Source organism: Blautia sp. AM47-4, from assembly GCF_003479865.1.
GTDB lineage: Bacteria > Bacillota > Clostridia > Lachnospirales > Lachnospiraceae > Fusicatenibacter > Fusicatenibacter saccharivorans.
Genome location: NZ_QUHY01000009.1, coordinates 71232 through 98051 on the forward strand (window position 1 = coordinate 71232; position 26820 = coordinate 98051).

Genomic DNA, 26820 nt, shown 5'->3' on the forward strand with positions numbered 1-26820 from the left:
ATTTACACGTATTCGCTGATAATTTCCCTCATCAGCTTCTCTTCCTCGGGCGTCAGCATTCCGGCAAACCTGCTCTCGGCCGCGGCGGTCTGGCGGATGCCCTCCCTGACTTTCGAAATCCTCGCTTCTTTTTCCGGGTCTGCGAACAGTTCATTCCTCTCTTTGGCGGACTCGCTTCCCGCAGTCTGCGGTTTTGCTTTCGCCGCTCCGGTTCCTTCCTGAGCCATGGTTTCCGCCTGCACCGGCTGCCATTCGGTCTGCTGTACGGTTTCCAGCACCGCACTCTGTTTCGTCGCTGCAAACTCATTTTCCAGATAGTCTGTCCAGCCGTTCAGCAGAATTTCCTCTTTTCCGCCGAAATCCAGACAGAGCCGGAAAAAGACAAGGCCTCCGGCGAGCGCGGTGCCCGTTCCGAGGTAGCGCATCAGCTCCGCCTCTCCATAACGGTATCGGTAGATCGCCCACAGCGAAAGAATCGACAGCGCCAGAACCGTGAGGATCATATTCTGGCTTCCGCGCAGAAGCGTCGGGACTGCCATTCCCGCTGACCTGCCCTGTGCAATCTGGCTGCGCATAAACGCCCCGGCATTCGAAAAGGGATGCGCTTTTCTCTGACACGTTTCCAGCACCGACCTGGTCCATTTCGACTTTGGTTCCTTCAGCCTTCCGAGATCGCGGATGGCCCGGGTGTAGAAACGGTTATTCCAGAACAGGCACCACACACCGGCGATTCCTGCTGCTATCATTGCGTATAAGAACACATTTTGTTTCACACAAAACTCCAGCATTCTTATTCCCCCTGATGATTTTTGAATTTGCCTGTCATGATCATATGCCGGTGCTCCCGTTCCGTTGCGGTGCATCGGCGGATGCCGCGGCAGAATTTGCGCGCACAGGATTCTTCCGCAGACATATCGGCAGTGGAGACGTGTTACAGTTCCCAGGTACCTGTGAACTATAACATTCGCAGCCCTCATTGAAAATTTTGCTTCGCAAAAGGAGGGCTGCTCACACCTGAATCACTTTCTTACGCAGCAAAACAGCAAGTGTTTTACTGCTGAGCAATCCGTAGTGAGCATCTTCTTGTTCCGATGTGCCACAGTATAGCACTGCCGGAAAAATTTGGAAACAAAAAACGTTCGTCAAATTCTTTGTGATTCTGTGCTTTTTCGCGTGAATTTTTATTTTTCGTTCCTTCAGGGGACTGCTTTCGTGCCGGTTCGCGTGGTTTCGCTGGTTTTCGCCTGTCCGTTTGTCGATTTTTTCTTCTTGCTTTTTTAGATTACAGGCGTTTTACCATTTCCTGCAGCAGGTTGACACAGTGGCGGGCTGCCTCGCTCTCAAAGGTCGGGTAGTCCATCGTTGCGCTGTCGTCTGCTTTATCGGAGATGGCGCGGAGTACGACGTATGGAATCTTGTTCAGATAAGCGCCCTGCGCAATCGCAGCGCCTTCCATCTCGGCGCAGGAACCGTTGAATTCCTCGATCAGATGGTTTTTCACTTCTTTGCTGGAAATAAACTGGTCACCGCTGACCACGCGTCCGCGGAATACCTGGATTTCCGGATTGACTTCCTTGCAGACTTCCTCTGCCACCTCTGCGAGGTGCTCGTCTGCCGGGAAGCTTAAAACACCCATCTGCGGAATCTCGCCGAGCGGGTATCCGAAGATGCGCACATCCATGTCGTGCTGAACAGCATCGGTCGAAATGACGATATCGCCGATGTTAATTTCATTCCGCAGGGAGCCTGCAATTCCGGTGTTGATGACACAGTCCACGCCGTAATCATCTACAAGAATCTGGGTGCAGATACCGGCGTTTACTTTGCCGATTCCGCTGCGCACAACAACCACTTCTTTTCCGTTCAGGTAACCGTGGTTGAACTCCATGGATGCCTTCGTGCTGATTGTAACATCCGTCATCATTTCCTTTAAGCTTGCAACTTCAACTTCCATTGCACCGATAATTCCGATTAACTTCATGTTTATGATATCCTCCAATAACTTTACATGTACTCCCCGATTCTTTCTGTTCTTGCTTTTATGAAATCATTTTTGTCAGCGGTCAGCCGCTAAAGTAAGAACGGAAAACTCCGGGAGTCCATTTTCTTTTCCTTCTGGTTTCTTTGTAATTCCTGTTACAGTATACAATAAATTTGGGATCTGTGGTATCTTTTTTCTTTGCTGTTTTCGTAATCTATGATATAATAGCAGGAACCGAAGAATTATCGTGGCTGAAGTTCACGATAATGTTCTAATTTTTTATTCACAAAGGAGGATCCTATCGATGGAATATACAACAAAAGGTACCTGTTCCAGAAAAATTCTGTTTGAGGTAGAAGACGGTAAAGTACACAACGTGCAGTTCGTAGGCGGATGCAACGGAAACACACAGGGTGTTGCAAGACTCGTTGAGGGCATGGACGTAAACGAAGCCATCTCCCGCATGAAAGGCATCGACTGCAACGGACGCGGAACATCATGTCCAGACCAGCTTGCAAAAGCACTGGAACAGGCTATTCAGAAATAACTTTTTTTACGCTTGCTCTTTTTTATTATAATAACTCCCCGGGGAATGCTCACCCCGGGGAGTTTGTAATTTATCCACTTCTGTTTTTTCTTTTCTGATGCAGCACAGCTTCCCTGCCGCCTGCTTTCTTCCGGTTTTTCTTCTATATTAATAGCACAGTCTTTCTTCCAGCCACCGGACTGCTTTATCTGTCCCATTTGTCGCAGAGACTGTTGATCTGATCGGCAAATTTCGAAAGGTCTTTGTTAGCACCGCCTTTGTTTCTTGTAATGACGGTGAGCAGCCGCTGACCAGCCGCAACGAGACGATCGAAGACGGCATTTCCGCTGCTTCTCGTGCGCAGTGTTCCAGCGTTTGCCGTTGTTTCCTTCTGGATCGGAATGCCAACGGTTTTTTCGATGAATTCATTTTCTTTCAGGTCAAATACCGTGCCGGAGAACGGAGCCATCGCCGGGTAGCGGAATTCGTCCCACAGTTTTTCTGCAAAAATTTCCGTCACTTTATCTTCGCCGTGCGTTACGAAAACGCGGTCCGGTTTTGCCCGCAGACTGCCCGCCCATTTGAGCAGTCCTTCCTGATCTGCGTGGCCGCTCATGCCCGGGAACTGGATGATGTGCGCGTTCACATGAACCTCTTCCTGGAACAGTTTCACCTCCTTCGCGCCTCCGATCAGCGCCCGTCCCAGCGTGCCGACGGCCTGATAGCCGACGAAGAGAACCGTACTCTCCTGCCGCCAGAGGTTGTGTTTCAGATGATGCTTGATTCGTCCTGCATCGCACATGCCGCTCGCGGATATGATGACCTTCGGGGTTTCGTTGAAGTTGATGGCTTTCGACTCATCGGATGTAATCGAGAGCTTTAAGCCCGGAAACAGAATCGGATTAATGCCCTGCGCAAGGAGCGCAGCTGCATCGGAATCGTAGCACTCTTTCTGATGATCGCGGAAAATATTGGTTGCCTCAACGGCAAGCGGACTGTCCACGTAAACCGGGAATTCGCCGTGGCCGTGAACCAGATGCTCTGCCTTAATTTCACGAATAAAGTACAGCATCTCCTGCGTTCTTCCAACAGCAAACGACGGGATCACGAGGTTGCCGCCGCGGTCGAGCGTTTCCTGAATGATTTTTGCCAGCTCCGGTACATAATCCGGTTTCGGACCGTGGCTCCGGTCACCGTAGGTGGATTCCATAATCACGTAATCAGCGCTCTCTGGGTACTCCGGGTCGTTGATCAGCGGCTGATGGATATTTCCAATATCGCCGGAGAAGAGCAGTTTTTTCGTCACACCGTCCTCTGTCAGCCACAGCTCAATGGATGCGGAGCCGAGCAGATGACCGGCATCGAGGAAACGGATCTGAATGCCGTCCGATAGTGTCACACGCTGATGATACGGAATGCCCTCCAGTAAGCGGATCACGCCGAGGGCGTCCTCCATCGTATATGGCGTAACGTAATCTTCTTTTCCCGCCCGGCGGTTTTTGCGGTTCCGCCACTCGGCCTCGGCGAGCTGAATGTGTGCGCTATCGCGGAGCATGATGTCCGAAAGCGCTACCGTCGCCGGGGTCATATAGATTGGACCGCGGAAGCCGTGTGCATACAGCAGCGGCAGATTTCCGGTGTGATCGATGTGCGCGTGCGTGATCAATACAAAATCCAGCTGGGATGCCGGGACCGGAATCGGCTTGTTTTCATAAATATTCGGTCCCTGCTCCATACCGCAGTCCACTAAAAACTTCTTCCCGGCAGCCTCCAGATAATAACAACTGCCCGTCACTTCATGTGTTGCTCCAAGAAATGTAAGACGCATAAGATGCCTCCTGTTCTCCCGTTTTGTTCGGGGACAAAATGTTGTCACTGCGGGTCAAATCACGCGTTATACGTTTGGCCCGTTATCGCGGCCAGCAGTCGTCAAGTTCCCATGCCAGCATGGTCTTTGACGCGTTGTCCGCGAAAATAATCTGAAATTCCTTTTGTATTTTATGCTTATTCTCTCTTTTTTGATTATTATAGCATAATATCTGGCAGATTCCAACGGAATTTTAAGGCAGATTGCACAACAATCTTGATATTTTTGTTCAATTATGGGCATCGGCCGCCGGAAGTGCATAGAAAAGAGGCACCGGTATTCCTGCAGTAATACCGATGCCTCACTTATCGGGGCCAGCCGATGTTCCGTATGATCACTCACACGCTGAACATAGTAACACATGATGACTCAGATCTGTGTTGTGGTTGGAAAAAGGAATTTCGACGCGTTGAAAATCCTGAAAGATCTGCGTTTTCGTCTTAATATATTCATTGTTATAAGGTTTCTATAGGGGACTGGCCCCGAAAGGGGATGAAAGGAGCTTGTGAACTGCCGGATTAAAAATCATTCCCGTTCGTTTTCGTCACCTCTCCTGTGCCTATATAAATAACAATACGTTCGCTCGCTTTAAATAATTTTAATACTAATTGATTTTACGTTTGGATTAGCCAATATAGATACCGTTAGTTGAACTTCCACCATTTTCAGTAACACCACTCTTAGTACATGAATGATATCCTCTTAAACGATAGTAGTAACCTTTTTCTACTTTCAATTCCTTACTCATGTATAAAGATGCAGTATTATAATCCACATTTTCCCACTTTTTATAGCTATAAAAGTCTTCTGGTCCACTCGAACGTTCCAGGTAAATATTCAACTTTACGGTATTGCAAGTAACATTACATTCTGTTCCGCCAAATATTCCAATATATCCATTTCCATTATTGGTAATTCTTACAAACCCTTCTAACAAATATTTACTTCTAGCAACGCTTTTATATGTTCCTACTGCTTCATTTTCATTTGTTAATACAGACCCGTCTATCGTATTACCCAAATAATCTAATGCTCCTGCTTGTACATTTACTGTATTAAACGCCATTACAAAAATCATCATGAAACAAAAAAACATATTTTTAAGACTAATATACTTTTTCATATACCCCTCTTTCTCTCGTTTTCACCACTCACATTATATATACGTACATACTTTAAAGAAATTACATATTATACTGCATTTCATTTAATATTTTTATTATTTCCTCTTTCTCAATATTCCCACCTATCTGATAATATGCATCTTTGTACTTCCATGCTGCATAATAGCATTCCTCATTATTTTCTAACAAGTTCCCCATCTCAACATCAATTTCTTCGTCTAATGTTTCGACTTTTATCTGTTTTCTATCCTTCCAACTTCCTTGTGATAAGTCTTTTTCATTTGCTGCCAAATGAAAATATACAAAATGATTATTATACTGATATCTAATAATCGCCATTTGTGTTACTTCTGAGACAATCACATTGTCATATTGCATCCCTTTCGGGACATAATAAAACTCCGGAACCGCTATATGTATAGTATCCCGTATTTCCTTTTGGGCTTCATCTAAACTGCCTTCTGTATATTTTCTTTCCTCTCCATTATCTACCCATGTAGTGTCTCCCGTATTCCGAACCCCACTAATCGTCTCCACCAACCGAATCCGATTCGCCTCACTCGTCATACTAGCCCCAAAGATGCACGCCCCCACAACCAACACAACACCAGCCGCCTTTGCCGTCCGTACCCAGTGTTTTGTTGTTTTCGCTCTCTTCGCAATCTTCTTCTGTCTCTCCGCCTGCTTCTCGCGTTCTGCCTTTTTCTCCACGATCTGGCGGCGGATCTCCAGTGTTTTTTCTGTCGGGTTGCCTTCCGCGTCCGCGAGTCCTTCCTTCTGGAGTCGCTGCTGGAAGCGCTCGTACATTGCGTTCAGTTCTTCCTCTGAAAGCGCAGGCGCAGCCTCCTGTTCTGTTGCTGTGTTTCCTTCCTCTGCCTTTACAACTGCCGATTCCCCTTCCACCGTTTTCGAATCCGCAGCCATTTTTTCTTCCATCGTCTGCTCCAGTTTCTTTTTCAGCTGTTCTTCTTTTTCTATCTTTTTCATCTTCTTCCGTTCCTCGGCATTTTCCATGTTGTAACCGCTCTTGACTTTTTTTCTTCTTGAGGGGATAATAAAAGCCAAATGATATTATCAAATTCCAGGGAGGAATTCTCATGAAGCATATTGTTCTGACAGGCGGAGGTACCGCCGGCCATGTTACCCCGAATATTGCCCTGATTCCAAAATTAAAGGAAGCAGGTTATAAAATCTCTTATATCGGTTCCTACGACGGTATGGAGCGCAAGCTGATCGAAGATCTCGGCATTCCGTATTACGGAATTTCATCCGGAAAGCTGCGCCGCTACTTCGATCCGAAAAACTTTTCCGATCCATTCCGCGTCGTAAAAGGCTACTTTGAAGCAAAAAAACTGCTCAAAAAGCTGAAACCAAACGTTGTCTTCTCCAAAGGCGGCTTCGTTTCGGTACCGGTTGTCCTTGCCGCCAAAGCATGTAAAGTCCCGGCGCTCATCCATGAATCGGATATGACGCCTGGCCTGGCAAATAAGCTGTGTATTCCGTCCGCTGCAAAGGTCTGCTGTAATTTCCCGGAAACCGTTAAATGTCTCCCGGAAAACAAAGCCGTTCTGACCGGAACGCCAATCCGCCAGGAACTGCTGTCCGGCGATGCACGGGAAGGCCTGAAGTTCTGCGGATTCAATGCCGCAAAACCGGTTATTCTCGTCATCGGAGGAAGCCTCGGTTCCGTCGCTGTCAATCATGCGGTCCGTTCTATTTTACCAGAACTTCTGAAAGATTTCCAGGTGATTCATCTCTGCGGTAAAGATAAACTGGATGCATCCTTAAATGGTACCGAAGGTTACGTTCAGTTCGAGTACATCAAAGATGAGCTCCCGGATCTCTTCGCCGCAGCAGATCTGATCATCTCCCGCGCCGGCGCAAATGCGATCTGCGAAATCAGTGCTCTGGCAAAACCAAACATTCTGATTCCGCTTTCTGCCAATGCCAGCCGCGGAGACCAGATTTTAAATGCGCGTTCCTTTGAGCGTCAGGGTTACAGTAAAGTTCTGGAAGAAGAATCCGTGAATGCGCAGACTCTTCAGTCCGCAATCCGTGAGGTTTACGAAAACCGTCAGACCTACATCAATGCGATGAAGAAGAGCGGCCACACCGATTCCATCGGCCGCATCCTTTCCCTGATCCAGGAATGCGAACGCAAATAGTAACTACAGAAATCCCCTTTCTCTGGCTTTGTCAGCAAAGTGCTGGCAAAGCCATTTTTTCGTCCGAGTCATTTTCACCCGCAGATTTCCGATGGTGATACCCATTTCGGATGCTACTTCCTTTTCCGAACGCTCATGCACCTTGATTTCACGCGTAATATAATAACCCGATTCATCATGATCTTTCAGTGCATCCATCACTTCCTGAAAAAAATGATTTCTCTCCTGCTTTTCTTCCTCTGCAAGCGTCGGAAGTTCCATCTCTTCCGCCCGAAGATCCTCATCCAGTTCGTTCCAGTCAAAACGTTGTGTTTTTCTTTGATAATCAATTCCCAGATTCTTTGCAGCGACACGGACCCAGCCTTCTACTCTGTCTTCATCCAGCGCATCAATATTCAGGTACAGTTTCACCATCGTTTCCTGTGCGATATCATCCGCATCGGCTTCATTGTGCACCACCTGCATTGCGGCTGAATAGGCTGTCATTACATACTTTTTATATATTTCTGAAAAGTTATTTTTGTCCATTGTTCTCCGCCCCTGTTCGTCTGTCATTGATTCTTTTTCTGGCTGCTGCCAGCCTTTTCTCAGGCCTTCAGCTCTGCCGTCACGCTCTCAATGATCTGCTCTTTTACCGCATCCTCGAGAGTTCCCTGCTTCCATGCAGCAATACCGGCATTGTCACCTTCATATCTTGGAATCAGATGCATATGGAAGTGGAATACCGTCTGTCCTGCTGCCTCACCATTGTTCTGTACCAGATTGAAGCCATCAGAATGAAGCGCTTTCGTCATGGCCGTCGCCATTTTTTTGCCGAGAATCATTGCTTTCGCTGCGGTTTCATCCGGAATTTCATAAATGTTTGCAAAATGCTGTTTTGGAAGAATCAGCGCATGTCCTTTCGTTGCCGGTCCCTGATCCAGAATGACACGGAACTCATCGTCCTCATACAATGTCGCGGTTGGAATTTCTCCGTTTGCTAATTTACAAAAAATACAATCCATGATCTTTTTCTCCTTTACTTTTTTTAATTCTTCTGTTGTTCCGAATCCCGTTCTGCACGGTTCCGAACAACTCTATTTTCTCACTATTTGTCGAAAAATGTCAAATAATGCAGAACGCTTTTTGTTGCGCGCTCCCCCTTTTCAATGCTAAACTTTTGCCTAATCAAAAATCATTACCTACGCATCATAAGGAGGATACGGCTATGTCAAAAGAACCAACAACCAATTCACAGGGCTTATCGGAAGAATGTCACGCTATGATTTCCCGGATTTCACATGAGGTTCGAAATCCTGTTGCGGTTATCCACAGCTTTCATCAGCTTCTTCTTTTAGCGCATCCGGAGCTTTCCAACGATCTCTATTTTCAGAAAATCCAGGAAAATATGGCTTTTCTGAACTCCCTGCTCGATGAGCTCTCCTGCTATAATCATTCATATCGGGCGGTACGCGCTTACGTGAATCCTTATCTTCTGCTCCAGAATCTCTGTGCCGATACCGGCGTTCTCCTCGAAAAACAACAGGTTTCCATTGAACTTGTCAAGGAATCTGCCATTCCGCGCTTTGCCCTTGATACCACGCAATTTCGTCAGCTTTTTCTGAACCTGATCCGAAATGCGGCGGAAGCAATGCCTTCCGGCGGAACGATCAAAATCTCTCTCTGTTTCGACGGTGACTTTCTGACCATCCGTGTGCAGGACACTGGCTGCGGAATCCCCGCCGAGGATCTGCCGACTCTCTTTGACCTTTTTGTCACACATAAGAAAAACGGAACCGGCCTTGGACTTGCCATCTGCAAGGAAATTGTAACCGCACACGACGGCACGATTTCCGTTTCTTCCGTTCCCGGGGAAGGAAGCACCTTTACGGTCGTTTTCCCCTTTTCCTGATCCTTGCCATTCCCGGATAGAGAACCGCCATCAGGACTGCACCTGCCAGAAAACCGCCGATGTGTGCGAAGTTGTCCACATTTGAAGACTGGAATCCGACCAGCAGCGAAAGGACAGCCATGACGGCCATCCGCCGGAAGGTGAGATCCTCCAGCCTTCCTTTCCGAAATGCCAGAAGAACAAGCATCGCTCCGACTGCAGAAAAAATCGCTCCCGAAGCGCCGGCGGAAACTGCCGGTGCTTCCCCTGTTTTCATCAGGAACAGTTCATGCAGATACGAGCACAGATTTCCGACAAGTCCGCCACCCAGATAGATGACCAGATAACGGATCTTTCCAACTGCGCGTTCCAGGTAATCCCCAAGGAACAAAAGAAGCAGCATGTTGTTGATCAGATGCTGGATGCCAAAGTGAAGAAACATACTCGTAAACAGGCGATAGTATTCTCCGCTCTCAATCAGCGGCGCATACGCCGCACCGCAGTCCATCATATGTCTGGAGCTCTCTGTCCCTCCGGTCAGTGTGACTGCAAGGAATACCAGAATATTGCATACGACGATGACCAGATTGATGCTGTTTTTTGACCTCTTCCACATACGGTCCACGATATCTTCGTTCGGATCGTAACTGTTTTTCCTTTGTTCTTCCATTACATCATTTCCTTATCTGTGCTATTTTTTTATTATAATTTAATTCACTTGTAAATGCAAGAAATCGTCAAATTTTTTTCTTTTTTGATAAACGTTTTTCGACAATTATTGACGCTTCACGACGGCTTTCGACGTTTTATGACATTATTTTTTACATTATTTCTTTTTTTAATTTTATGCATAATTTTCTTTTCTATAATATTTTTGTTTCATTCGCATAACTTTTTTCTTTGATCATTCTGCCATATTAAAAATAACGCATCCAGCGCTTTCTCCAAATCGAAAAAGTGTAATGCGTCATTTTTCTCTAATTTCTGTTTTTCTCTCCCGCCTTATACCGGTATTTCTTCCCGGCAAATGAGATATCGTCTCCATCCTCCAGCTTCTTTTTTGTCTCGCCCATCAATGGAACGCCATTCACCGTTGTTCCGTTCCGCGAATTCAGATCCAGCAGATAATCTCCCTCTTCTGTACTGACCAGCTTTGCGTGAAGGCGGCTTACCGTACGGTATGGCAGAATTACATCTGCCGCCGCTGACAGTTTTCCAATCAATGTGCTTCCGCGTTCAATCGGAATCAGCGGAAGATCAATCGGATCTATCGGAATCAGATATGCCCTTCCCTCATCCTCCGGGCTGGTCAGCAGTTCCGTTTTTCCAAACAGATCCTCTTCATGCCCCTCCAATTCCATCAGGCTGTGCATCTTTCTGTTTTCCTGTTCTTCATTCTTTTCCCATGTTTTCTCTTTTTCGACTGAGGAATCCCTTTTCCATCCCTGCTGTTCTGTATCGCTTTTCGGATTCCATGTTCCATCTTTCTGTTTTAAGCCCTTCCGATTCTGATATTCCGAAAATACATCTCCTGTTTCTCCTTGTTTCCGGATTCCTGCGGCCTTCCCATAGCTTCCTGTTTCTGTTCCCGACTGCCGCTTTTCCATCGGCTGGCAAGTTCCAATGCCAGACTTACAATTCCTACAACAGCCGCCGCTCCTCCCAGCACCAGATACCAAACAGTTTCGGCCTGTGTCCACCGCAGTGCCAGCACACCTCCCAGAAATCCGATGCAGATCACTGCTTCCACAATATTTTTCCAGCGTCCTTCATCCTTTTCTTCCTCCGCTTCCACAAAAAAATTTTCCGCCGCTTCCGCTTCTTGTTCTCCCCAAAGTGTTTCCTCCATCTGTACAGGCGGATTTTCTTCCCTAGGACGCTCTTTTCCCTCCTGCTCCGTCGTTTCTTTCTTCTCTTTCCCTGTCTGATATAAGAGTGCCTGAATCATCTCAACCGAAAAGATCTCCGCCGAAATCTCCCGATACAGTCCATACCCGAGTACCACCGCATCCTGCTCCTGGTGATCCAGCTTCGGCAGCAGATATTCCATCAGCTCCCGGATCTGCTTCTGAAAACAGCCTGTGTGTCCCTGCTTTCCCGGCAGATAACAGAAGGAAAAGTTCTCCAGATTTGCATCTGCAAAAACCAGCTCCGGCTGCAGAACGAGACCGTCCGGTGCAAGCAGGTACTGCCCCAGTTCTTCGAGAAGATCCAGCAGCTGTTCAAACAGTTTCCGCAGCGCCTCCGCCCCAATCGAGCGCTGTTCAAACACACTCTGAAGCGACTGCTTTGATGTCACCTCATAGTAAAACAATGTTTTATCATCCATTTTCCCGATTTTGCAGTCCAAAAGCCCTGGGATTGTGTTTGTCAGCAGCATACGGATCTGATACGACGCCGTGTCCGGCTCTTTTTCCTCCTGTAAAATAACATATGTATGATTCAAATCTCTTTTATAATCAATCTGCATTTCTCCGCTTCCGTCCTTACTTCTGGTTCCAGATCTGTTTTACTGCCCGTATCTTCCGGATCGTTTTCACCGGATTGTTTCTCCTGCTTTCACTCAAAACCGAATATTCCCACGCGTTCCGGCTCCAGATTGGCAGAATGTTTCCTTCTGCTTTTATCTGAATCTCTTTTTCTCTGCATTCCGTCTGTACAGTCACCGGTTCAGCCGGAAGCGGTATCTGGGAAATCCACCATTCCATCCGGCTTTGGGCGGCTGCCTCTCCTTTTTCCACAGACAGACGGCCTTCACTGGCGGCAAGCATTGTGCTTTCATATGCCGCAAATGTATACCAGCTCCGTGCGTGTACAAAAAAGGTCAGCGACAGCAGAAGAAAAATCACCATCAGAACAAGCGGCACGACCAGAACTGCCTCTACCGTAATACTTGCTTTTCTCATTTTCACTTTCAAAGCATTCCGCACCTCCCCACAAATCCAAGCAGCAGAAACGGCACCAGCGGTATGGAATCCTGTTTCCGTATTTTCTTCCGCATCAGAAGGACTCCGCAGAGTACCGAACAGAGAATGAGTCCCAGCGTCAGAACGCCGAACGTCTGCCCAAATCCCAGCCAGATTCCAACCGTCAGAAGCAGAAGGCCGTCCCCGTATCCCACCTGTTCCCGTGATATATAACTGAGCGTCAGAAATCCTGCTCCCGGCAGCAGGGACAGCAGCCATTCCAGCCACGATGTCTGTTCCACCAGAATCTGCCATCCAATGCCTGTAAGGAATAAAACACCGGTCAGGACAAGGCTGATCTGCCGTTTCCTCACATCCATTCCGGCAAGAATCCCCAGATACAGCAATATAATTGCACTCTTTACTTCTTCCTGATACACAGCCGCGGCCTCCTTTCCGCAAACCCGAGTTTCTGTTTACCGTCCTTCTTTCCGGTCTCACCCGGAAAGAATACACCTGCTCTGCTCATATCCGGCTTTCTTACGCCGCCTTTTTCGCGCATTTCGAGCACTGCGGCAGTCCATCCGTCTGTTCCAGTGCTACAAGTTTTACTTTACGTTTCAGCCCTTTGCAGGAAAGACTGTTATGATACCGGTTTCCGTATTTCGTATAGTAAACTTCCGCACCCGCAGCGCCATTTCCCACGCACTGTTCGCATTCCTTATATTTTTCTCCATCCTGATTCCGTTTCCACGCAAGCGCACCCGGTGAGGAAACCTGGATCGAAAGATTGATATGACTGCACGACGAATCGGTATGATACACACTGCCGTTCTCAGTCACCCACACCATCTGTTTTGCTTCGCCCTCTTCTTCATCCGCCTCCTCTTCTGTCTTTCCGCAGAACAGATGCACTTTCGCACACGCTGCAATTCCCCGGTTCCGCACCGGAACGAGGCGGTTTCCCATTTTCGGCCAGTAAATCGCTTTCAGTTCCAGCCATCCATTTTTCACACGGCTTCCTGCCAGTGTCACCGTTCCATTTTCGCGGATTTCTTTTGGAATCTTTGCTTCTGCATAAGCAATGCACGCGGCCGTTTCTGGTATTTCATACGTTTCTTTTCCCGTCTCATCCACCGCGTAGGCACAAACGGAAAGATACCGCGCGGACTCCTGCAGAGATACCGTCAGCATTCCATGCAGCCGGTAAAGATCCACGATTTTTAATAACACAAGAACCGCGATCAGAAAAACAGGAAGTGCCAGTGAAGCTTCCACCGTCAGGCTTGCCCTGTTCCATTTTCGTTTTACAAAAGGCTGCTCTCCTGATCCGGATTTATAAAAATTCCCGGAAGAGTGGATAAGTTTTTTGATAAGGTTCCAGAAATAAATGTGCCGTTCAGAAGAACACCCTTTTGTATCCCTGCCGGAGTCATCCCATTTTTCAGGCTGCTCCCTGCATCTCATATCCATAATTTCTCGTAATCTCATACTCTCGTTTCCCAATTACCGCCGTAAAACCGGCTTCCAGTTCATCGACACAGCAATCCAGTCGGAAACCCGGCTGCTGCTGTTCTGTCCGCATATTGTATTCCACCAGATCCATCGCTCCAAACGTTACCGCTTTTCCCGATTTCTGCATCAAAAGCAGCCGCAGATAATCGGAATACTCCATGCCGCCCGGTGCATTTTTTCTGCTCTGATCCCCTGTTTCCAGCAGTTTCGGAAGCTGTTCCAGAGAAAGCTGCCACGATTCTGCCGTTTTGAACAGCGCTACTTTTCCACCATCCAGCAGTTCCCGCAGATCCAGAATGCTTTCTGCAAATGCCCAGCACACGGCAAGTGCCATTTTCACAACCGGCATCGCCGCCGGAACTCCAAACGACGCGGCAATTACCCCCGCCATTGCTTCCATCTCGCCCTGCTTCTGCGCATCTTTCGCCAGATACACCAGATTTGCCGCCTCCCGCAGCGCCAGCAGACGGTTCACGGTTCCCGCCAGATTATCCTGATCACTGTTTTTTCCGCAGAGCACATATTCCACCTGGCACTGCAGCTCTTCCTTCTTCTCCTTGCTGGTATAGCACGGAAATTTCCACAGAATATATTCGGACGAAAGCATCTTATCCACAAAGCTCAGTTCTTTTCCACACTCTGCCATGCCAAACCCGCTCTGCAGCTCCCGTTTTGATGCAAGAAACGATACATCCGTTTCCCCCTGCGACAGTGCCTGCCCTTCCGGGAGGACCAGTCCTAAAATTCCCATTTTCATTACTTTTTGAATGACCTCAATCGGATTCACAAAATCTTCCGGTACCGGCTGCTTCTGATCCGGTTCCGAAGGCGTGCCGTTTCCAGATTCTCCTTCACCTTCTGTTTTTTCTGTTCCCTCTTCTGGCTGTTTGGATTCTTCATACTGTTTTAAAACCTCCTCTTCCTCGTAACCGCTCTGTCCGTCCTCCTGACGTTTCACGGTTTCCTGTTCTCCTCTTAATTTCTGGGAAAGCTGCTGTATTCCATAAGTTCCAAGGCTGGCTTTCATTGCCTCACAGATCTGACGGGAGAAAGCACTTCCCTCCTCGTCTGTCGCAAGACGATAGCCGCCGAGATAAACTTCTGTAACCTGTCCGCCAGATAAACTGCCTGATAGAATTCCCATCCCCGATGCAGTGGGGGACAGAACTTCTCCCGCAGTTTCTGCGACTTTTCTGCTCATGGTTTCAGGTTTCCAGACACCGCTCTTATCCCCGCCGTTATAAAAAAACAGCTCGTACTGTCCCAGCAGTGTTCTGTCATACCCGGCAAACAGAGAATACAGTCCCTGTTCCATTGCGCAGGCCGTCATCACCCGTGCATGGGCATTTCGCACCGACGCAATTGTCCCGGAAATCAGGGAAAGCATCAGTATCAGAACGAGACACAAATATGCTGTTATGCTTCCGGCTGCCCATCTTTTCTGTCTTTCTGTTTCCCTCATGGGATACAGCTCCTTCCACTTTACTTTTACTTTTTCGAACTTTAGATGCCGTGGATCGGATAAAGGATATACCGAGACACAGATATGCAAATGACATATAGGTCCGTACCGGCTTCTAAATTTTTCTTTGGAGTTCCGTATTGGACATTTTCCCGTTTATACGGTGTTGCTCTGGTTTGTGACCTTCTCCATCAGACTGTTGACCAGACTCACAAGCTGCTTTTTAAAGATTAGTACGAGTCCGATCAGCACAACGAGAATCAGAATCACTTCCACAACCCCCACCGCATCTTCCTCTTTCCAGAACTCCGATATCAGCTTCATAATTCCCACCTCCTCTCTTTACCAGCTGTTTGTTGTGGGGATAAAAACATCCCCTATGCATAAAAGGACAAAAATGCCGGAACCGTGAGTATGACCAATACAACCGCAAGCATCATGCCCATCGGAAGAAGAAGCTTTGTCGATGCCTTTTCTCCTGTTGTTTTCGCCTGCCTTCTTCTCTCCTCAAAGGCCTCCTGCGATTCCTGTTTCAATAATTCCAGCAGTCCTTTACTGCCTTTTTTCAGATTCTGCGTCAGCAGAACAGCAAGGGAACGATACGCTCCGGTTCCCATACGCATTCCCATGCGCTGGTACGCTTCCTGCTCGGAAACACCGTTTTCCATCTCCTGGCAGGTAAATACAATCTCTTCATAGGCAAAACGTTTCTGCCCGCCAAGCGCCAGATTTTTCCGGTAATCCACTGCAATCCGCTCGAGTACTTTCCGCATCCCAAGCCCGGCACCCAGAAGAAGAACCATTTTGCTGACAATTTCGGGATAATCCCGCAGCATCTGTTCTTCTCTTTTCTGCCTTGCTTTTTCTTGTTCCCTTCCTTTTGCCGCCCAGCAGACTGCTCCTGCCGCCGCGGCAAGTGCCATAAGTTCCAGACCTGTCAGATCCGGCACTTTTGACCATGTTACAGTTTCTCCGTTCAGTGTCTCCGGCAGATAATAGGCTGTTTCTTCGGGATGCGCTTCGTTTTCTTTTTCCACTGCTTTTTTCAGTGCCCTAAAAACCGCATCCCGCCCTTTTATCTCCGGTGGATAGACCTGAACCTTCCGTATATATTCTGTTGTTTCCCCCTGAAGTTCCAGTTCCGCTTTCAGCGTAACCTCCACTCCTTCTTCGGGAATCTCGTCTGACAGCAAACCCCGGCTGTCAATCAACAACGGCCTGTCTGTTTCCCAGCTAAGCGCCACCGGGCTTCCCGGTATTTCCGTAACCAGATCCATGTTTCTGTTTACCGTATGAAAAGACAGATTCTCACCTAAGATGATTTCATCCAGCGCCTCTATCGCCGCACTGAACGCCTCTTCTATCTCTTCTGCGCTGTAAGCTCTTGCAGGTACAGACAGTGTAATTCTTTCCGGTTTCTGATTTCCAACAGAAACCTCAAGTTTTTCCTCTGTCGGTTGGCTGCCTAAGGCACCCCGTTCCAGTTGAAGTTCCGCTTTTTCATCTCCTGAAACTTTTCGCACTCCGATCGGAAGGCAGAGTGCAGTGCCCGCTATAAACCCTGTCGCTGCAAGGCAGAAAATCCGTCTCACCAATTTGTGATCTTCCGCCTTTTTTCTCATCCGGAAATACCAGATGAACAGCCCCGCCCATGCGGTCAGACAAATCCACAACATTTGATTCCTCCCCTTTTTTGCGGACGAATCGTTATGATTCGCAGTCTTACTTTTTAAACTTCAATTGCTTCTTAAAACTCAATGTCCAGAATCTTCTTTCCAAGCACCCATGCCGCCAGATACACGGCAAGGCATCCGCTCATGAAGAAAACCCCGATTACATTCCCATACATCACACTTAAGAATTCCGGAAAGGAAAGCTGTACATATCCCAGAATTCCAAACGGCACAACACTCATAATATTCTGCTCGAACCGCCGGGAAGAAACGCCCGCACGGATTTCCCGCATCGTGTCAATTCTCGTACAGAAAATATCCCACGTATTCTGAAAGATCTCGCAGACATTTCCTCCTGTCCGCTTCGCAATCACCAGTACACTTGCAAACGTCGCAATATCGTCAATGCGGCTTCGCACCGCAAGATCCTGAAACAGTTGTTCCACCGGCACGGAAATCATCATTTTATGACGCATCCGGCGCAGTTCCTGTACCAGAATGTTTTCTTTTCCCAGCGACTGTTCCAGCTGTCCTGCCGCCTCCAGCACTGCATTTTCCATGGAATAGCCGGAACGCAGTGCCGTGTGCATCCACGCAATCAGATCCCGGAAGCTGTCGTACAGCTCCTCTTTCCGTCTCTGAATCCGGTTTTTCCGATACGTGTGAAAACATACGATTCCAACCGGAACCACAGCAATGCATGCCCACCACGCCCGGTAACAGAGCAGGTTCACAGCGGCGGCAATCCCAAGACTGATTCCCGCTATTTCGAGATATTCCCGACCGGTAAATTCCCAGGTCTGATAGTCGATCCCCTTCGTCTCCTTCTCCTCTGCCATGCCCGTCTTTACCTGGCTTCCCTCACGTATTCTCATCCTGTTTTCCCCTCCAGTTTTTCTCTGTGTACCAGTTCGCCTGTCTTTTGCAGGCCTCTCCCATATTCTCTTCGAAACAAAGAAACCGTTTTGATTTCGTCCTCCTCCATCCCTGTGATCTCTGCGATCTCCTCCACCCGACGGCTTCCATCCTCCCCGCGTCCTAAATGCACGAGAATTTCGATTCCCGATGCAATCTGGCGGCGGATTGCTTCCAACGGGAGCTGCACTCCCATCAGCACCATCGTTTCCAGACGGGAGATCATATCTTTCACGCTGTTTGCATGTGCCGTGCTCAAAGATCCCGCATGCCCGGTATTGAGTGCGGATAATAATTCAAACGTTTCCGCTCCGCGCACTTCGCCAATAATTACGCGGTTCGGCCGCATACGCAAAGCTGCGCGGATCAGATCGCGGATCGTAATTTCTGTTCCTGATTCCAGATTTGCCTCTTTTGCTTCCAGCCGCACCAGATTCTCCACACCCTGGATCTGCAACTCTGCATTGTCTTCGATGGTTATGATGCGCTCGCCCTTTGGAATGTAGGCGGAAAGCGCATTCAGAAATGTCGTTTTGCCAGATCCGGTCGCCCCGCCGATCATCATGCTGTAGCGGGTCCGGACGAGAGCCTGCAGAAACTCTGCCGCCTCTTTTGTAATACTCCCGATGGAGACCAGAAATTCCATCGTCACCGCCTGCTCCGGAAAGCGGCGGATGGTCAGAATCGGCCCATTTAACGCGACCGGTTTCATGACAACGTTGACACGGTCTCCATTTTCCAGCCGTGCATCCACAATCGGGTTCTGTTCATTCACCACGCGGTTGCACCGGCCTACAATCTGCTGAATCACATCCTCCAGTTTTTCTGCGGAGGTAAAGCTTTTTCCATATCGTTCGATTCTGCCGTTCCGTTCCACGAAAATATGCTGATAACCGTTCACCATAATTTCTGTAATTCCAGTATCTTCCAGAAGTTCCTGCAGTACATCCAGCCGCCGCACACTGTAAAACAGCTGCCTGCGCAGCTCTGCTTTCTGTGACACCGGAAGATACCTTGTTTCTTCTTCTCCCAGGATCAGACGGTCAATCTCTTCCAGCACTTCTCCATCATCCGGCTCGGATGCAATATCGATCCGTTCCATCAGTTTTCTTCGCAGAATTTCTGACATTGTCATGTTTCTTCTCCTCTTCTGCCATCCCGCAGAATCTGACGCACATAGTCGCCCAGCTCGCTCCAGACGAGTTCCTCAAAATATGCTTTTCCCGTCCTGTTTGCCGTGTGAAACGGAACGTGAATTTTCCGCATCTTGTCCAGCACCGACTGGCAGTCCCACCGGCGCAGCAAATTTTCAAACTGCTCCATTTTTGCTGCAGAAATCACATCATTCCTTGTCGGAACGTAAATTTCATTGCAAAAATCCAGGATCTGATACAGATCCGCCACGCCATCCCCCAGGTCGAGAATCAGCACTTCATAGCTGCTGTTCTTCTCAATCTCCTGAAACAGCCATTTCCATTCTTCATATTTTGCAGTCTGAATGTCCATCGGCGATGCGGCGGGCGGCAGATAATCCAGGTTCTGCATTGACTGGACCATTCCGCCCAGTTTGTAGATGATGCCCTGATTTTCCTGTCTCGCATAATACAGAATATCGCTCATTCCCCTGTCGTAGCTGCATTCCAGCAGCCGTTCAAATCCGGAATAGCTCTCCATATTGAGATACAGCACTGCCCGCTCCTTCGCCAGAATCTGCCCCATCGTCAGGGCAAACGAGGTCTTCTGCGTCCGTCCGACCGGCGAATAAATGCCGATAATACGCATTTCCTTTTTCGGCAGCAGTGCAGGCGATGTATCGACACCATTTTCTACGCCGTAGCACGCCATGACCTCGCGGATCACCTTTTCCGACGACTGGTATTTGTAGACCGCCGGATACTGATCCAGCACCGGACTGTGTACGCCCTCAGACAGAATGATAATCTGACGAATCGGATACCGGCGGATCTCTTCTTTCATCGCTTTATCCGAAATCAGAAGAATCTCTGTTTCGTTATTCTTTGCGAACTCCAGAAACATCTCCGCACTGGAAAACGCATGCACTTCGAACGGAATATTTCTCTTCTGGTTCAGATATTCCATAAAATTGCGTGCATATTCCATTTCCGTGTCACAGACTGCAAAAACACTCTTTTTCTTTGCAGTATTCAATAAAATCCCCCAATCCAGAGCAGCACTCCCATCAGCACGGGAACGGAAAAATGGATGCACTCCATGCCCCACTTCCCATCGTAATAGGGAACCGGCTCTGTTTTTTTCTGGTATTTTCTTTTGGTAAAATAAGTTTGGAAATAATTGAAAAATTTGGTAAGACGCTGCGGTAAATTTCCGCAGACGAGAATGATTCCGATAGATAAGACCGCTCCAGACAGGAACGACACAATCATACATTTCAGGATCGCTGGCACACCGAGAAAGCCTCCAACAGCGGATAGGAGTTTGATATCTCCCGCGCCCAGCATATGAAAATAGAACAGAATGTAAAGTGCGAGTATCGGGAAAAGCATCCCAAAAAGAAAAATACCCGCTCCCGCGGCGCCATAGCGGATGAGCTGTGTAACCAGCCCGGCGATCCATGCGGTGATAATCCATTCATTTGCAATTCTGCGTGTTCTTAAATCCATCCATACCGCCCCTGTCGCAACTGTCAGTACCAGACAGTGCTGCAAAGACATCTTGTTTCTCACCTCCCGTTTCGTTTGGCTTAACTTGATTGTGAGGTCATTATAGTTTCCCCATCTCGATTTGTCCAGCGGTTTTCGCCAAGTTTTTCCGGTTTGTGAATTGCTTCCAAAAATGAGAGGAAAAATTCTCACGCCAATTTGAAAAGTCGTGTGAAAGCTTTTCCGATTTTCACGGATCCGTAGAATCGTATCGCAATTTCAGCACTGCTTTTTGGCTATTATTTTCTGTTCTGTTTTTGAAAGAAATTCATCTTAACCCTGCCTGCTTTCTACATCTTTCGACTTTTTCACGGATCGTTCTTCTCGGATACGCCCCCGGTAAAAAGAAAAAAAACAGACCAGAACCTTTTCTTTGATTCTGGTCTGCATAAATATATTTTTTTCGATTTTACTGTATAAAATCCGCATACTCCGCCCTGCTGACCTTCTTCAGGTCTTCCGGCGCCATGCACAGTGTCGTTCCGATTCGTCCTCCGCTCACGTAAACCTTGTCAAAGTCTGCCGCGCATTCCTGGATCACAGTCGGATACTGTTTTTTCATGCCGATCGGGCTGCAGCCGCCACGGACGTAGCCGCTGACTGCGGTGATGTCTTTCACATGGATCATCTCAATGGATTTTTCCCCTACCGCTTTTGCCGCTTTTTTCAGATCCACTTCCTCTGCAATCGGAAGAACCAACACATAATACTGTTTACTTTTTCCCTGTGCCACAAGCGTTTTAAACGACTGCTCGACCGGCGCACCGGTTACTTCGGCAGTGTGGAGACCATCGATAAATTCATCGCATTCGTACTGAAGAACCTCGTATTTGACCTTCTGCCGGTCCAGAATACGCATTGCATTTGTTTTAATTTCTTTCTCTTTTGCCATATTTGCTTTCTCCCTGTTTTTGCTGTCCTACATCATATGCTTCTTCACAATCGGGAATTTTATTTTTTTCTCTCCGGTGCTCCCTGCAGTGTATACAGTTCTTTTTTGAGCTGTTTCATTTCTTTTTTCATCTCAATATTTTTCTGTTTCAGCCGTACCACGCATCTCCGGCCTCCTCCGGTTTTACGGAAAGCAGACGGGCGATGCCAAGTGTATTAACATGCTTTAAGCAATAATCCGCATACGCTTTTTCACCGGAAAGCATAGCGACGCGGACGCCGCCTTTGTATTTCTGAGCGCTTAGGATTTTAATCAGACGGATTTCTCCTGTTTTTGCAACATGGGTTCCGCAGCATGCACAGCGGTCATACCCCTCGATGGTCACAATCCGCACCTGCCCCTCAATTTCTTTTTTGCTGCGATAATCCATCGTTTCCAGCTCTTCCTTTGACGGATAGCTGATGGTAACCGGAACATTGCGAAGTACAGCCTCATTGGCCTCCTGTTCTACATCGTAGAGCTGTTCCTCGGTCAGAACGCCGTCAAAATCAACGGTAGTCACATCACTTCCCATATGGAAGCCAACGTTGTTGAAGCCGTAAATCCGGTGGATAATGCCTGACACGATATGCTCTCCGCAATGATTCTGCATATTGGAAAAACGTTTTTCAAAGTCAAGCTTTCCGACCACCATTTTGCCCGGCTCAAGCGGTGCTTCCACGGTATGCCAGATTTCACCGTCGATTTCCTGTACATCTGACACAAAAATGCCATCCAGCGTTCCCTCATCTGATGGCTGACCGCCGCCCTCCGGGAAAAATGCGGTCTGGTCCAGCAGCACGCGGTACATGCCGCCCTCACAGACGCTTCGTTCTACGGTTGCCTCAAATTCACCCAGGTACGCATCCTGATCAAATAATCTTGTTGTGCTCATTGCTCTTCCTCTTTTCTGTCTATTCGTTTATGACGTCAATCTGGCACATTTTCATAGCTTCCAATGCATTTTTATGACTCTTCGGCGTTACGCCCGCGCACGCGGATGCATCGACCGAAATCGGCACTTCCGGATAAAATGCTTTCAGCAGCATGGCATTGGAAATCACGCAGATGTCGGTGCAGAGTCCCACGAGTTCAATGGATTCCGGCACGCCGCCTGCCAGTTTTTCGATCTCCTCCGGCAGATTTTTTGCACCGAGGGTGATTTTATTCATCACCACGACCTGTTTTTTCTCTGCCATTTTCTGAATTGTATCCTGCAGTGCATGACCCTTCGTTCCTTCGATACAATGCTCTACCGGAAGTTTTCTGCCCTCGGAAGTGTTCAGATAGTCTGCAAAATGTGTATCTCTGGTGCAGATGACGGCTCCGTCAAACGAATCCATCACCTCTGCAACACGGTTCACAATTTCAACCGCTTCTTTTGTGCCAAGACTTCCGTCAATAAAATCATTCTGCATATCTACTACAATCAATACCTTCATGCTATATTATCCTTTCGCCTGCTGTCATCCTGTTGATCTCATGCCGGATTTTTTTCTCATTCCGGCAGCCTTTAAAATTCCGTTTTTATAAATGCCGCATCCAGTCAATCGCAAGAGAAATCCAGCTCTGGCACTCTTCGCGCACGGCATTTTGATACTCATAGCTCTGTGTCTCTTCGTTTGCAAGCCCAAGGCCATGGCCGCCGACCGGATAAATATGCATTTCTACCGGAATCTCCAGTGCATGCAGTGCTGTAAAGAACAGAATGGAGTTTTCTACCGGCACACAGTCGTCCGGCGCGGTATGCCACAGAAACGTTTTCGGTGTATCGAGAGTGACCTGATTTTCCAGAGACATTTCATCTACAAGGTTATCATACTGATCGCCCAGCAGATTTTTAAAGGAATCGCGGTGTGCCTTCGGACCGGATGTGATTACCGGATAGGATAACAACAGTCCGTTCGGGCGAAGCTGCTTCGCGTCTACTTCAAGCTCTTCTGCAAGAAATGTTTTCTTTTTCCAGAATACACCGTACGATGCCGCCAGATGGCCACCTGCGGAAAATCCGGCTACTACTACTTTGTTCGGATCAATGTGATATTCTGCCGCATGCTCCCGCAGATACGCAACAGTCCAGGCAAGCTGGCGAAGTGCGGTCGGGTAATGAGCTACCGGTGCAACGCTGTAGCGCAGAATAACGGCATGATAACCTGCTCCTAAAAACCTCATCGCAATCGGCTCTGCTTCGCGGTCGGAGACCATTCCATATCCGCCGCCCGGGCAGATCACGATGACCGGACGCACACGGTTCGGATCAATTTCCTGTGAATTGTCCAGAAAATACGTGTATAATTTTCCGATTTCTTCTGTATCCTTTACTTTGACATCTAATACCTGATAATTCATAAGTTCTTCCTTTCCCCCATTTTTCCTGGCACGGCCACAGCCGTCCGTTTTTACTCTGTTGTCATTATACCGTATCAGCGCAAAATATCAAGCGTATCGCACCAGGCACTTTTTTCTTTTCAAACCCAACTGCTCATAGTATAATAAATTGTAACTGTTCAGAGCCAAATAAAATTTCAAAAAACAGGTATAAAATGCTTGCATTTTTAAAACTGTTTTTGAAATTTTATTTGACGGATACGCCACACCGACGAAATGCGTAGCATTTTGGAGGCTGACTCTGAACAGTTGCAATAAATTTATATTTGCATGTTTTTGAGCGGCAAAAATAACACATAAAGGAGTATATTGCAATTATGGATTCCAATCTTATTGTCCTTACCGATCAGGACGGAAATTCTGTCCGTTTTGAGCTTCTGGATATCGTAGAATACAAGGAGGATGAGTACGCCGTTCTCTATCCGGCCGACGGCGGCGATGACGAACCGGTACACATTCTGCGCATCATTTCCGAGAATCTCGATGTCAACGAAGCCGAGTTCGAAGGCCTCGATGACGATGAACTGATCGACACCATTTATCAGATCTTCCGCGAGCGCAACGATCTGGACGACTGATTCTGCCACGCAAAAAGAGCAGCATTTTTACCTTTCACACGTCGGTAAAATGCTGCTCTTTCTTTATTCTAATTTTTCCTCTTTCTTTGTTTCAATCCACAGTCGGTAATTTCACAGAGTCTGACATGTCAGCAAAATGCTGACTGTGGTTTGCCTCATGTCAGTGGGGGATACCGATTTCTCTCCGCCCGCCACTGCCGTTAACTTTCTTATTTGCAATTCATCTCACCACCTATAGAGGTGAGAGAATCCTTGCTATTATTTGTTGAATATTTTTCCAATATCGCAGCCAGTGGAGAGAATATCTCTTTCTGAGGGACATTACAATTTATACTGCATAAAATTTCCATTATGCACAAATCCAAAATCTGTATACAACTTAACGCCCATATCCGATGCCGTAATCTGTATTGTTCCGCATCCATATTCTTTTGCATCTTCTATCACACGGGACAGCAATTCTTTTGCAATACCTCTTCTTCGATACGCCGGATCTGTAAACATACTGGACAGTAATCCAATTCTGCCGCTCGGGCATCCAAAGTATGGAGGTTTTTCTACAAATGACATTCCACTTGTTGCGATGATGCTCTCTCCGTCAACAGCAATCCAAGATACAAAAGTACCATCCGCCATATGACGTTCATAGTAATCTTTTAACGCAGGTGCTAAATCAATTTCTTCTTTTGCCCCCTCTTCGCGAAGCTGATGGATTCTCATCTGAATGAAAAAATCCAGTTCCTTTTGGGTAAGTCTTTTATATTCGATTGCCATTTTTATTTCCTTCTGCTTATTTTCTCACATCCAGCACCTGCACATACGGGTCGTCCTTTGTGCATGGTTTCCAGTCGTCTTTTCCCTCTGCGTTCGGGTTTCCGGTTTTCATGAAATTGGTCCAGTCGTCCATCATTTCTTTGCTGAGGGCATAGTCGCCTCGGTTTTCGGGCGCCAGCTTCGGCCCAGAGTTCCGAACATGTACCAGAGTTCGGAAGAATGGAACGCTCCGGCGTCGTCACCTAACAGGGCACGGGTGAAGTAGTAAACGTAAGCCGGTTTTCTTCCGAGTTTTTCCAGCGCAAGGCTCCAGTTGATGCATCCCTTATAGATGCCGCCGTGCTCGCCTTTTTCTTTCATCTCCGGGAACACGCCGATGTCGTCTGCGGTTGATCCGAGCATGTATGGGATGTCCTTGATTTTTCCTTCGGTTACGGCATCGTTATAGCCGCAGGTCAGCAGATGATTGTCGATGTTCGGCACGAAGCTCAGCATTCTCGATGGATTTACGCGGTCAAACTCCTCCTGCAGCTCCACAATTTTCTCAGCCGGAATCGCACGCAGTTCTTCCAGCGATTTTGCTCCGCTAAGCTCTACAAATTCCTGGCCGATCATTTCCGCCTCAGAAAGCAGCATATCGCGGTTCAGTCCGGTGTCGTAGCCGCCGGCGCTCTGGAAAATGGCTTTGCTGATCCAGTTTTCAGTCAGCGGAGAACTGATGAGTGTCTGTACGCTCATGCATCCCGCGGACTGGCCGAATACGGTGATATTTTCCGGGTCGCCGCCGAATGCTGCGATATTTTCTTTTACCCATTTCAGTGCTGCGATCTGGTCGAGAATCGCGTAGTTTCCGCTTCTTCCGACACCGCTCTCCTCGGACAGCCACGGATGTGCCAAAAATCCGAAAGCACCGAGACGGTAATTGATCGTAACGAGAATCACTCCGCGTTCGCAGTAAGCAGCTCCATCAAATTCGGATTCGTGGCTGAAGCCGTGCATAAACGCGCCGCCGTGAATCCAGAAAGCAACCGGCAGTTTTTCATCCACTGTATTTGCCGGTGTCCAGATATTTAAGTACAGACAGTCCTCACTCTGCTTCATGCCGAATTCCGGATCGAGATAAAATTCTTTTCCATAGAAGGAGTCCGGCTCATGCTCGGTCTGCGGGCAGACGCATCCGAAATGATCCGCCTCGTAAACCCCCTCCCAGCACTCCGGCTCTTCCGGCGGGCAGAACCGTTTTTCGCCTACCGGCGGCTTTGCGTACGGAACGCCGCGGAATACCGTGTAACCGTCTTTTTGCACACCATGAACCTGTCCATATTTTGTTTTTGTCTCTGTAATTGCCATAAGTAAAAATCCCCTTTCCGTTTCTTATAACTGTGATAAAAACCCTCATACAGCTTCAGTATAGCAAATCTTTTTCTTCGTTTCTATATGCACAATTCCAAATAATGGCACCCA

At 47.8% G+C, this 26820-nt stretch carries 32 protein-coding genes; 4 read left to right on the top strand and 28 right to left on the bottom strand.

The window, feature by feature from the left end; genetic code table 11:
* Nucleotides 1–2: 2 nt before the first annotated feature.
* Both DW965_RS08090 and DW965_RS08095 read right to left on the bottom strand, forming a co-directional pair.
* Nucleotides 3–788 carry a hypothetical protein gene (locus tag DW965_RS08090; RefSeq protein WP_119198245.1) on the bottom strand — a complete coding sequence of 262 codons (786 nt, stop codon included), beginning with the start codon at nt 786–788 and terminating at the stop codon, nt 3–5.
* Nucleotides 789–1282: 494 nt separating this feature from the next.
* Nucleotides 1283–1981 carry a 5'-methylthioadenosine/adenosylhomocysteine nucleosidase gene (locus DW965_RS08095; protein ID WP_119198246.1) on the bottom strand — a complete coding sequence of 233 codons (699 nt, stop codon included), beginning with the start codon at nt 1979–1981 and terminating at the stop codon, nt 1283–1285.
* A gap of 304 nt (nt 1982–2285) precedes the next feature.
* Between DW965_RS08095 and DW965_RS08100 the strand changes: the two genes are divergently transcribed.
* Entirely contained in the window at nt 2286–2528 is a 243-nt protein-coding gene (locus DW965_RS08100; protein WP_022461364.1) for a TIGR03905 family TSCPD domain-containing protein, read from the top strand.
* Here DW965_RS08100 and DW965_RS08105 read toward each other — a convergent pair.
* The 4 genes from DW965_RS08105 to DW965_RS08120 all read right to left on the bottom strand — a co-directional run bounded on the left by DW965_RS08105 (nt 2519) and on the right by DW965_RS08120 (nt 6485).
* A complete protein-coding gene (locus DW965_RS08105; protein ID WP_118601521.1) occupies nt 2519–2725 on the bottom strand; it encodes a hypothetical protein in 207 nt (68 codons plus the stop codon). The two genes, DW965_RS08100 and DW965_RS08105, sit on opposite strands and share 10 nt — an antisense overlap.
* The gene (locus DW965_RS08110; protein WP_055219142.1) at nt 2713–4335 is read right to left on the bottom strand and encodes an MBL fold metallo-hydrolase RNA specificity domain-containing protein; all 1623 of its coding nucleotides are present in this window, start codon (nt 4333–4335) and stop codon (nt 2713–2715) included. Before DW965_RS08110 ends, DW965_RS08105 begins: the two co-directional genes overlap by 13 nt.
* A gap of 664 nt (nt 4336–4999) precedes the next feature.
* Complete coding sequence (locus tag DW965_RS08115; protein ID WP_119198247.1) at nt 5000–5497, bottom strand: DUF6147 family protein; 498 nt, start codon at nt 5495–5497, stop codon at nt 5000–5002.
* A gap of 61 nt (nt 5498–5558) precedes the next feature.
* Complete coding sequence (locus DW965_RS08120; RefSeq protein WP_158582821.1) at nt 5559–6485, bottom strand: DUF4367 domain-containing protein; 927 nt, start codon at nt 6483–6485, stop codon at nt 5559–5561.
* A gap of 110 nt (nt 6486–6595) precedes the next feature.
* Here DW965_RS08120 and DW965_RS08125 point away from each other — a divergent pair, with 110 nt between their 5' ends.
* A complete protein-coding gene (locus DW965_RS08125) occupies nt 6596–7663 on the top strand; it encodes an undecaprenyldiphospho-muramoylpentapeptide beta-N-acetylglucosaminyltransferase (RefSeq protein WP_118750016.1) in 1068 nt (355 codons plus the stop codon).
* A gap of 3 nt (nt 7664–7666) precedes the next feature.
* Here the strand turns inward: DW965_RS08125 and DW965_RS08130 are convergent, their stop codons facing one another.
* A complete protein-coding gene (locus DW965_RS08130) occupies nt 7667–8191 on the bottom strand; it encodes an RNA polymerase sigma factor (protein WP_158568377.1) in 525 nt (174 codons plus the stop codon).
* Between the two features lie 59 nt (nt 8192–8250).
* On the bottom strand, nt 8251–8667 hold the full coding sequence (locus DW965_RS08135) for an HIT family protein (protein WP_172680766.1): 417 nt from the start codon (nt 8665–8667) through the stop codon (nt 8251–8253).
* A 203-nt stretch (nt 8668–8870) separates the two neighbouring features.
* Between DW965_RS08135 and DW965_RS08140 the strand changes: the two genes are divergently transcribed.
* Nucleotides 8871–9554, top strand: a complete 684-nt coding sequence (locus DW965_RS08140) for a two-component system sensor histidine kinase NtrB (RefSeq protein ID WP_055219129.1) — start codon at nt 8871–8873, stop codon at nt 9552–9554.
* Here DW965_RS08140 and DW965_RS08145 read toward each other — a convergent pair.
* The 17 genes from DW965_RS08145 to DW965_RS08225 all read right to left on the bottom strand — a co-directional run bounded on the left by DW965_RS08145 (nt 9529) and on the right by DW965_RS08225 (nt 23965).
* Entirely contained in the window at nt 9529–10203 is a 675-nt protein-coding gene (locus DW965_RS08145) for a rhomboid family intramembrane serine protease (RefSeq protein WP_199681637.1), read from the bottom strand. The two genes, DW965_RS08140 and DW965_RS08145, sit on opposite strands and share 26 nt — an antisense overlap.
* A 307-nt stretch (nt 10204–10510) precedes the next feature.
* On the bottom strand, nt 10511–10906 hold the full coding sequence (locus tag DW965_RS19110) for an FHA domain-containing protein (RefSeq protein ID WP_158576393.1): 396 nt from the start codon (nt 10904–10906) through the stop codon (nt 10511–10513).
* Between the two features lie 119 nt (nt 10907–11025).
* On the bottom strand, nt 11026–12003 hold the full coding sequence (locus tag DW965_RS08155) for a DUF6382 domain-containing protein (RefSeq protein ID WP_119198250.1): 978 nt from the start codon (nt 12001–12003) through the stop codon (nt 11026–11028).
* A 16-nt stretch (nt 12004–12019) separates the two neighbouring features.
* Nucleotides 12020–12445 carry a TadE/TadG family type IV pilus assembly protein gene (locus DW965_RS08160; RefSeq protein WP_226906365.1) on the bottom strand — a complete coding sequence of 142 codons (426 nt, stop codon included), beginning with the start codon at nt 12443–12445 and terminating at the stop codon, nt 12020–12022.
* Between the two features lie 2 nt (nt 12446–12447).
* Nucleotides 12448–12879, bottom strand: coding sequence for a prepilin peptidase (locus tag DW965_RS08165; protein WP_119198251.1), 432 nt, complete (start codon nt 12877–12879; stop codon nt 12448–12450).
* Between the two features lie 100 nt (nt 12880–12979).
* Nucleotides 12980–13930: a TadE/TadG family type IV pilus assembly protein gene (locus DW965_RS08170; RefSeq protein WP_147398778.1), complete on the bottom strand. Its 951-nt coding sequence runs from the start codon at nt 13928–13930 to the stop codon at nt 12980–12982.
* A complete protein-coding gene (locus DW965_RS08175; protein WP_119198253.1) occupies nt 13884–15416 on the bottom strand; it encodes a DUF5702 domain-containing protein in 1533 nt (510 codons plus the stop codon). Before DW965_RS08175 ends, DW965_RS08170 begins: the two co-directional genes overlap by 47 nt.
* Nucleotides 15417–15572: 156 nt before the next feature.
* The gene (locus DW965_RS08180) at nt 15573–15740 is read right to left on the bottom strand and encodes a Flp1 family type IVb pilin (protein WP_022461946.1); all 168 of its coding nucleotides are present in this window, start codon (nt 15738–15740) and stop codon (nt 15573–15575) included.
* A 53-nt stretch (nt 15741–15793) separates the two neighbouring features.
* A complete protein-coding gene (locus DW965_RS08185; protein WP_119188969.1) occupies nt 15794–17092 on the bottom strand; it encodes a type II secretion system F family protein in 1299 nt (432 codons plus the stop codon).
* A 71-nt stretch (nt 17093–17163) separates the two neighbouring features.
* Nucleotides 17164–17964, bottom strand: coding sequence for a type II secretion system F family protein (locus DW965_RS08190; RefSeq protein ID WP_117761920.1), 801 nt, complete (start codon nt 17962–17964; stop codon nt 17164–17166).
* Entirely contained in the window at nt 17961–19139 is a 1179-nt protein-coding gene (locus DW965_RS08195; RefSeq protein ID WP_199681639.1) for a CpaF family protein, read from the bottom strand. Before DW965_RS08195 ends, DW965_RS08190 begins: the two co-directional genes overlap by 4 nt.
* Complete coding sequence (locus DW965_RS08200) at nt 19136–20173, bottom strand: hypothetical protein (protein ID WP_243036516.1); 1038 nt, start codon at nt 20171–20173, stop codon at nt 19136–19138. The genes DW965_RS08195 and DW965_RS08200 overlap by 4 nt, the downstream gene beginning before the upstream one ends.
* The gene (locus DW965_RS08205) at nt 20170–20697 is read right to left on the bottom strand and encodes an A24 family peptidase (protein ID WP_022461951.1); all 528 of its coding nucleotides are present in this window, start codon (nt 20695–20697) and stop codon (nt 20170–20172) included. Before DW965_RS08205 ends, DW965_RS08200 begins: the two co-directional genes overlap by 4 nt.
* 397 nt (nt 20698–21094) lie before the next feature.
* Nucleotides 21095–21577, bottom strand: a complete 483-nt coding sequence (ybaK, locus tag DW965_RS08210) for a Cys-tRNA(Pro) deacylase (RefSeq protein WP_119198254.1) — start codon at nt 21575–21577, stop codon at nt 21095–21097.
* A gap of 148 nt (nt 21578–21725) precedes the next feature.
* Nucleotides 21726–22511: an alanyl-tRNA editing protein gene (locus DW965_RS08215; protein WP_119198255.1), complete on the bottom strand. Its 786-nt coding sequence runs from the start codon at nt 22509–22511 to the stop codon at nt 21726–21728.
* A gap of 19 nt (nt 22512–22530) precedes the next feature.
* Nucleotides 22531–23058, bottom strand: a complete 528-nt coding sequence (locus DW965_RS08220; protein WP_119198256.1) for a cysteine hydrolase family protein — start codon at nt 23056–23058, stop codon at nt 22531–22533.
* An 85-nt stretch (nt 23059–23143) separates the two neighbouring features.
* The gene (locus tag DW965_RS08225; RefSeq protein ID WP_119198257.1) at nt 23144–23965 is read right to left on the bottom strand and encodes an alpha/beta hydrolase; all 822 of its coding nucleotides are present in this window, start codon (nt 23963–23965) and stop codon (nt 23144–23146) included.
* Nucleotides 23966–24321: 356 nt separating this feature from the next.
* On the opposite strand from DW965_RS08225, the gene DW965_RS08230 reads away from it, so the two are divergent.
* A complete protein-coding gene (locus DW965_RS08230) occupies nt 24322–24582 on the top strand; it encodes a DUF1292 domain-containing protein (RefSeq protein WP_022461956.1) in 261 nt (86 codons plus the stop codon).
* 321 nt (nt 24583–24903) lie between these two features.
* Here DW965_RS08230 and DW965_RS08235 read toward each other — a convergent pair whose 3' ends face one another.
* Genes DW965_RS08235 through DW965_RS08240 form a run of 3 tightly spaced genes read right to left on the bottom strand, consistent with a single transcriptional unit; the run spans nt 24904 to nt 26706 of the window.
* Entirely contained in the window at nt 24904–25356 is a 453-nt protein-coding gene (locus DW965_RS08235; RefSeq protein WP_117761906.1) for a GNAT family N-acetyltransferase, read from the bottom strand.
* Nucleotides 25357–25372: 16 nt separating this feature from the next.
* Nucleotides 25373–25489: a carboxylesterase family protein gene (locus DW965_RS19880; protein WP_243036518.1), complete on the bottom strand. Its 117-nt coding sequence runs from the start codon at nt 25487–25489 to the stop codon at nt 25373–25375.
* Nucleotides 25489–26706 carry a carboxylesterase/lipase family protein gene (locus tag DW965_RS08240; RefSeq protein ID WP_243036519.1) on the bottom strand — a complete coding sequence of 406 codons (1218 nt, stop codon included), beginning with the start codon at nt 26704–26706 and terminating at the stop codon, nt 25489–25491. Before DW965_RS08240 ends, DW965_RS19880 begins: the two co-directional genes overlap by 1 nt.
* Nucleotides 26707–26820: the final 114 nt, after the last annotated feature.

Bases quoted from the DNA above. Each gene is read 5' to 3' on its own strand.
- DW965_RS08175 (WP_119198253.1), bottom strand. From the start codon at position 15,416: ATGAGGGAAACAGAAAGACAGAAAAGATGGGCAGCCGGAAGCATAACA.
- DW965_RS08090 (WP_119198245.1), bottom strand. From the start codon at position 788: ATGCTGGAGTTTTGTGTGAAACAAAATGTGTTCTTATACGCAATGATA.
- DW965_RS08125 (WP_118750016.1), top strand. From the start codon at position 6,596: ATGAAGCATATTGTTCTGACAGGCGGAGGTACCGCCGGCCATGTTACC.
- DW965_RS08115 (WP_119198247.1), bottom strand. From the start codon at position 5,497: ATGAAAAAGTATATTAGTCTTAAAAATATGTTTTTTTGTTTCATGATG.
- DW965_RS08145 (WP_199681637.1), bottom strand. From the start codon at position 10,203: ATGGAAGAACAAAGGAAAAACAGTTACGATCCGAACGAAGATATCGTG.
- DW965_RS08185 (WP_119188969.1), bottom strand. From the start codon at position 17,092: ATGTTGTGGATTTGTCTGACCGCATGGGCGGGGCTGTTCATCTGGTAT.
- DW965_RS08095 (WP_119198246.1), bottom strand. From the start codon at position 1,981: ATGAAGTTAATCGGAATTATCGGTGCAATGGAAGTTGAAGTTGCAAGC.
- DW965_RS19110 (WP_158576393.1), bottom strand. From the start codon at position 10,906: ATGCACAGCCTGATGGAATTGGAGGGGCATGAAGAGGATCTGTTTGGA.
- DW965_RS08205 (WP_022461951.1), bottom strand. From the start codon at position 20,697: ATGTCTTTGCAGCACTGTCTGGTACTGACAGTTGCGACAGGGGCGGTA.
- DW965_RS08170 (WP_147398778.1), bottom strand. From the start codon at position 13,930: ATGAGATTACGAGAAATTATGGATATGAGATGCAGGGAGCAGCCTGAA.
- DW965_RS08230 (WP_022461956.1), top strand. From the start codon at position 24,322: ATGGATTCCAATCTTATTGTCCTTACCGATCAGGACGGAAATTCTGTC.
- DW965_RS08105 (WP_118601521.1), bottom strand. From the start codon at position 2,725: ATGGGACAGATAAAGCAGTCCGGTGGCTGGAAGAAAGACTGTGCTATT.
- DW965_RS08100 (WP_022461364.1), top strand. From the start codon at position 2,286: ATGGAATATACAACAAAAGGTACCTGTTCCAGAAAAATTCTGTTTGAG.
- DW965_RS08140 (WP_055219129.1), top strand. From the start codon at position 8,871: ATGTCAAAAGAACCAACAACCAATTCACAGGGCTTATCGGAAGAATGT.
- DW965_RS08190 (WP_117761920.1), bottom strand. From the start codon at position 17,964: ATGAGAATACGTGAGGGAAGCCAGGTAAAGACGGGCATGGCAGAGGAG.
- DW965_RS19880 (WP_243036518.1), bottom strand. From the start codon at position 25,489: ATGGACGACTGGACCAATTTCATGAAAACCGGAAACCCGAACGCAGAG.
- ybaK (WP_119198254.1), bottom strand. From the start codon at position 21,577: ATGGCAAAAGAGAAAGAAATTAAAACAAATGCAATGCGTATTCTGGAC.
- DW965_RS08120 (WP_158582821.1), bottom strand. From the start codon at position 6,485: ATGAAAAAGATAGAAAAAGAAGAACAGCTGAAAAAGAAACTGGAGCAG.
- DW965_RS08215 (WP_119198255.1), bottom strand. From the start codon at position 22,511: ATGAGCACAACAAGATTATTTGATCAGGATGCGTACCTGGGTGAATTT.
- DW965_RS08220 (WP_119198256.1), bottom strand. From the start codon at position 23,058: ATGAAGGTATTGATTGTAGTAGATATGCAGAATGATTTTATTGACGGA.
- DW965_RS08180 (WP_022461946.1), bottom strand. From the start codon at position 15,740: ATGAAGCTGATATCGGAGTTCTGGAAAGAGGAAGATGCGGTGGGGGTT.
- DW965_RS08240 (WP_243036519.1), bottom strand. From the start codon at position 26,706: ATGGCAATTACAGAGACAAAAACAAAATATGGACAGGTTCATGGTGTG.
- DW965_RS08195 (WP_199681639.1), bottom strand. From the start codon at position 19,139: ATGACAATGTCAGAAATTCTGCGAAGAAAACTGATGGAACGGATCGAT.
- DW965_RS08235 (WP_117761906.1), bottom strand. From the start codon at position 25,356: ATGGCAATCGAATATAAAAGACTTACCCAAAAGGAACTGGATTTTTTC.
- DW965_RS08155 (WP_119198250.1), bottom strand. From the start codon at position 12,003: ATGCAGATTGATTATAAAAGAGATTTGAATCATACATATGTTATTTTA.
- DW965_RS08225 (WP_119198257.1), bottom strand. From the start codon at position 23,965: ATGAATTATCAGGTATTAGATGTCAAAGTAAAGGATACAGAAGAAATC.
- DW965_RS08130 (WP_158568377.1), bottom strand. From the start codon at position 8,191: ATGGACAAAAATAACTTTTCAGAAATATATAAAAAGTATGTAATGACA.
- DW965_RS08110 (WP_055219142.1), bottom strand. From the start codon at position 4,335: ATGCGTCTTACATTTCTTGGAGCAACACATGAAGTGACGGGCAGTTGT.
- DW965_RS08135 (WP_172680766.1), bottom strand. From the start codon at position 8,667: ATGGATTGTATTTTTTGTAAATTAGCAAACGGAGAAATTCCAACCGCG.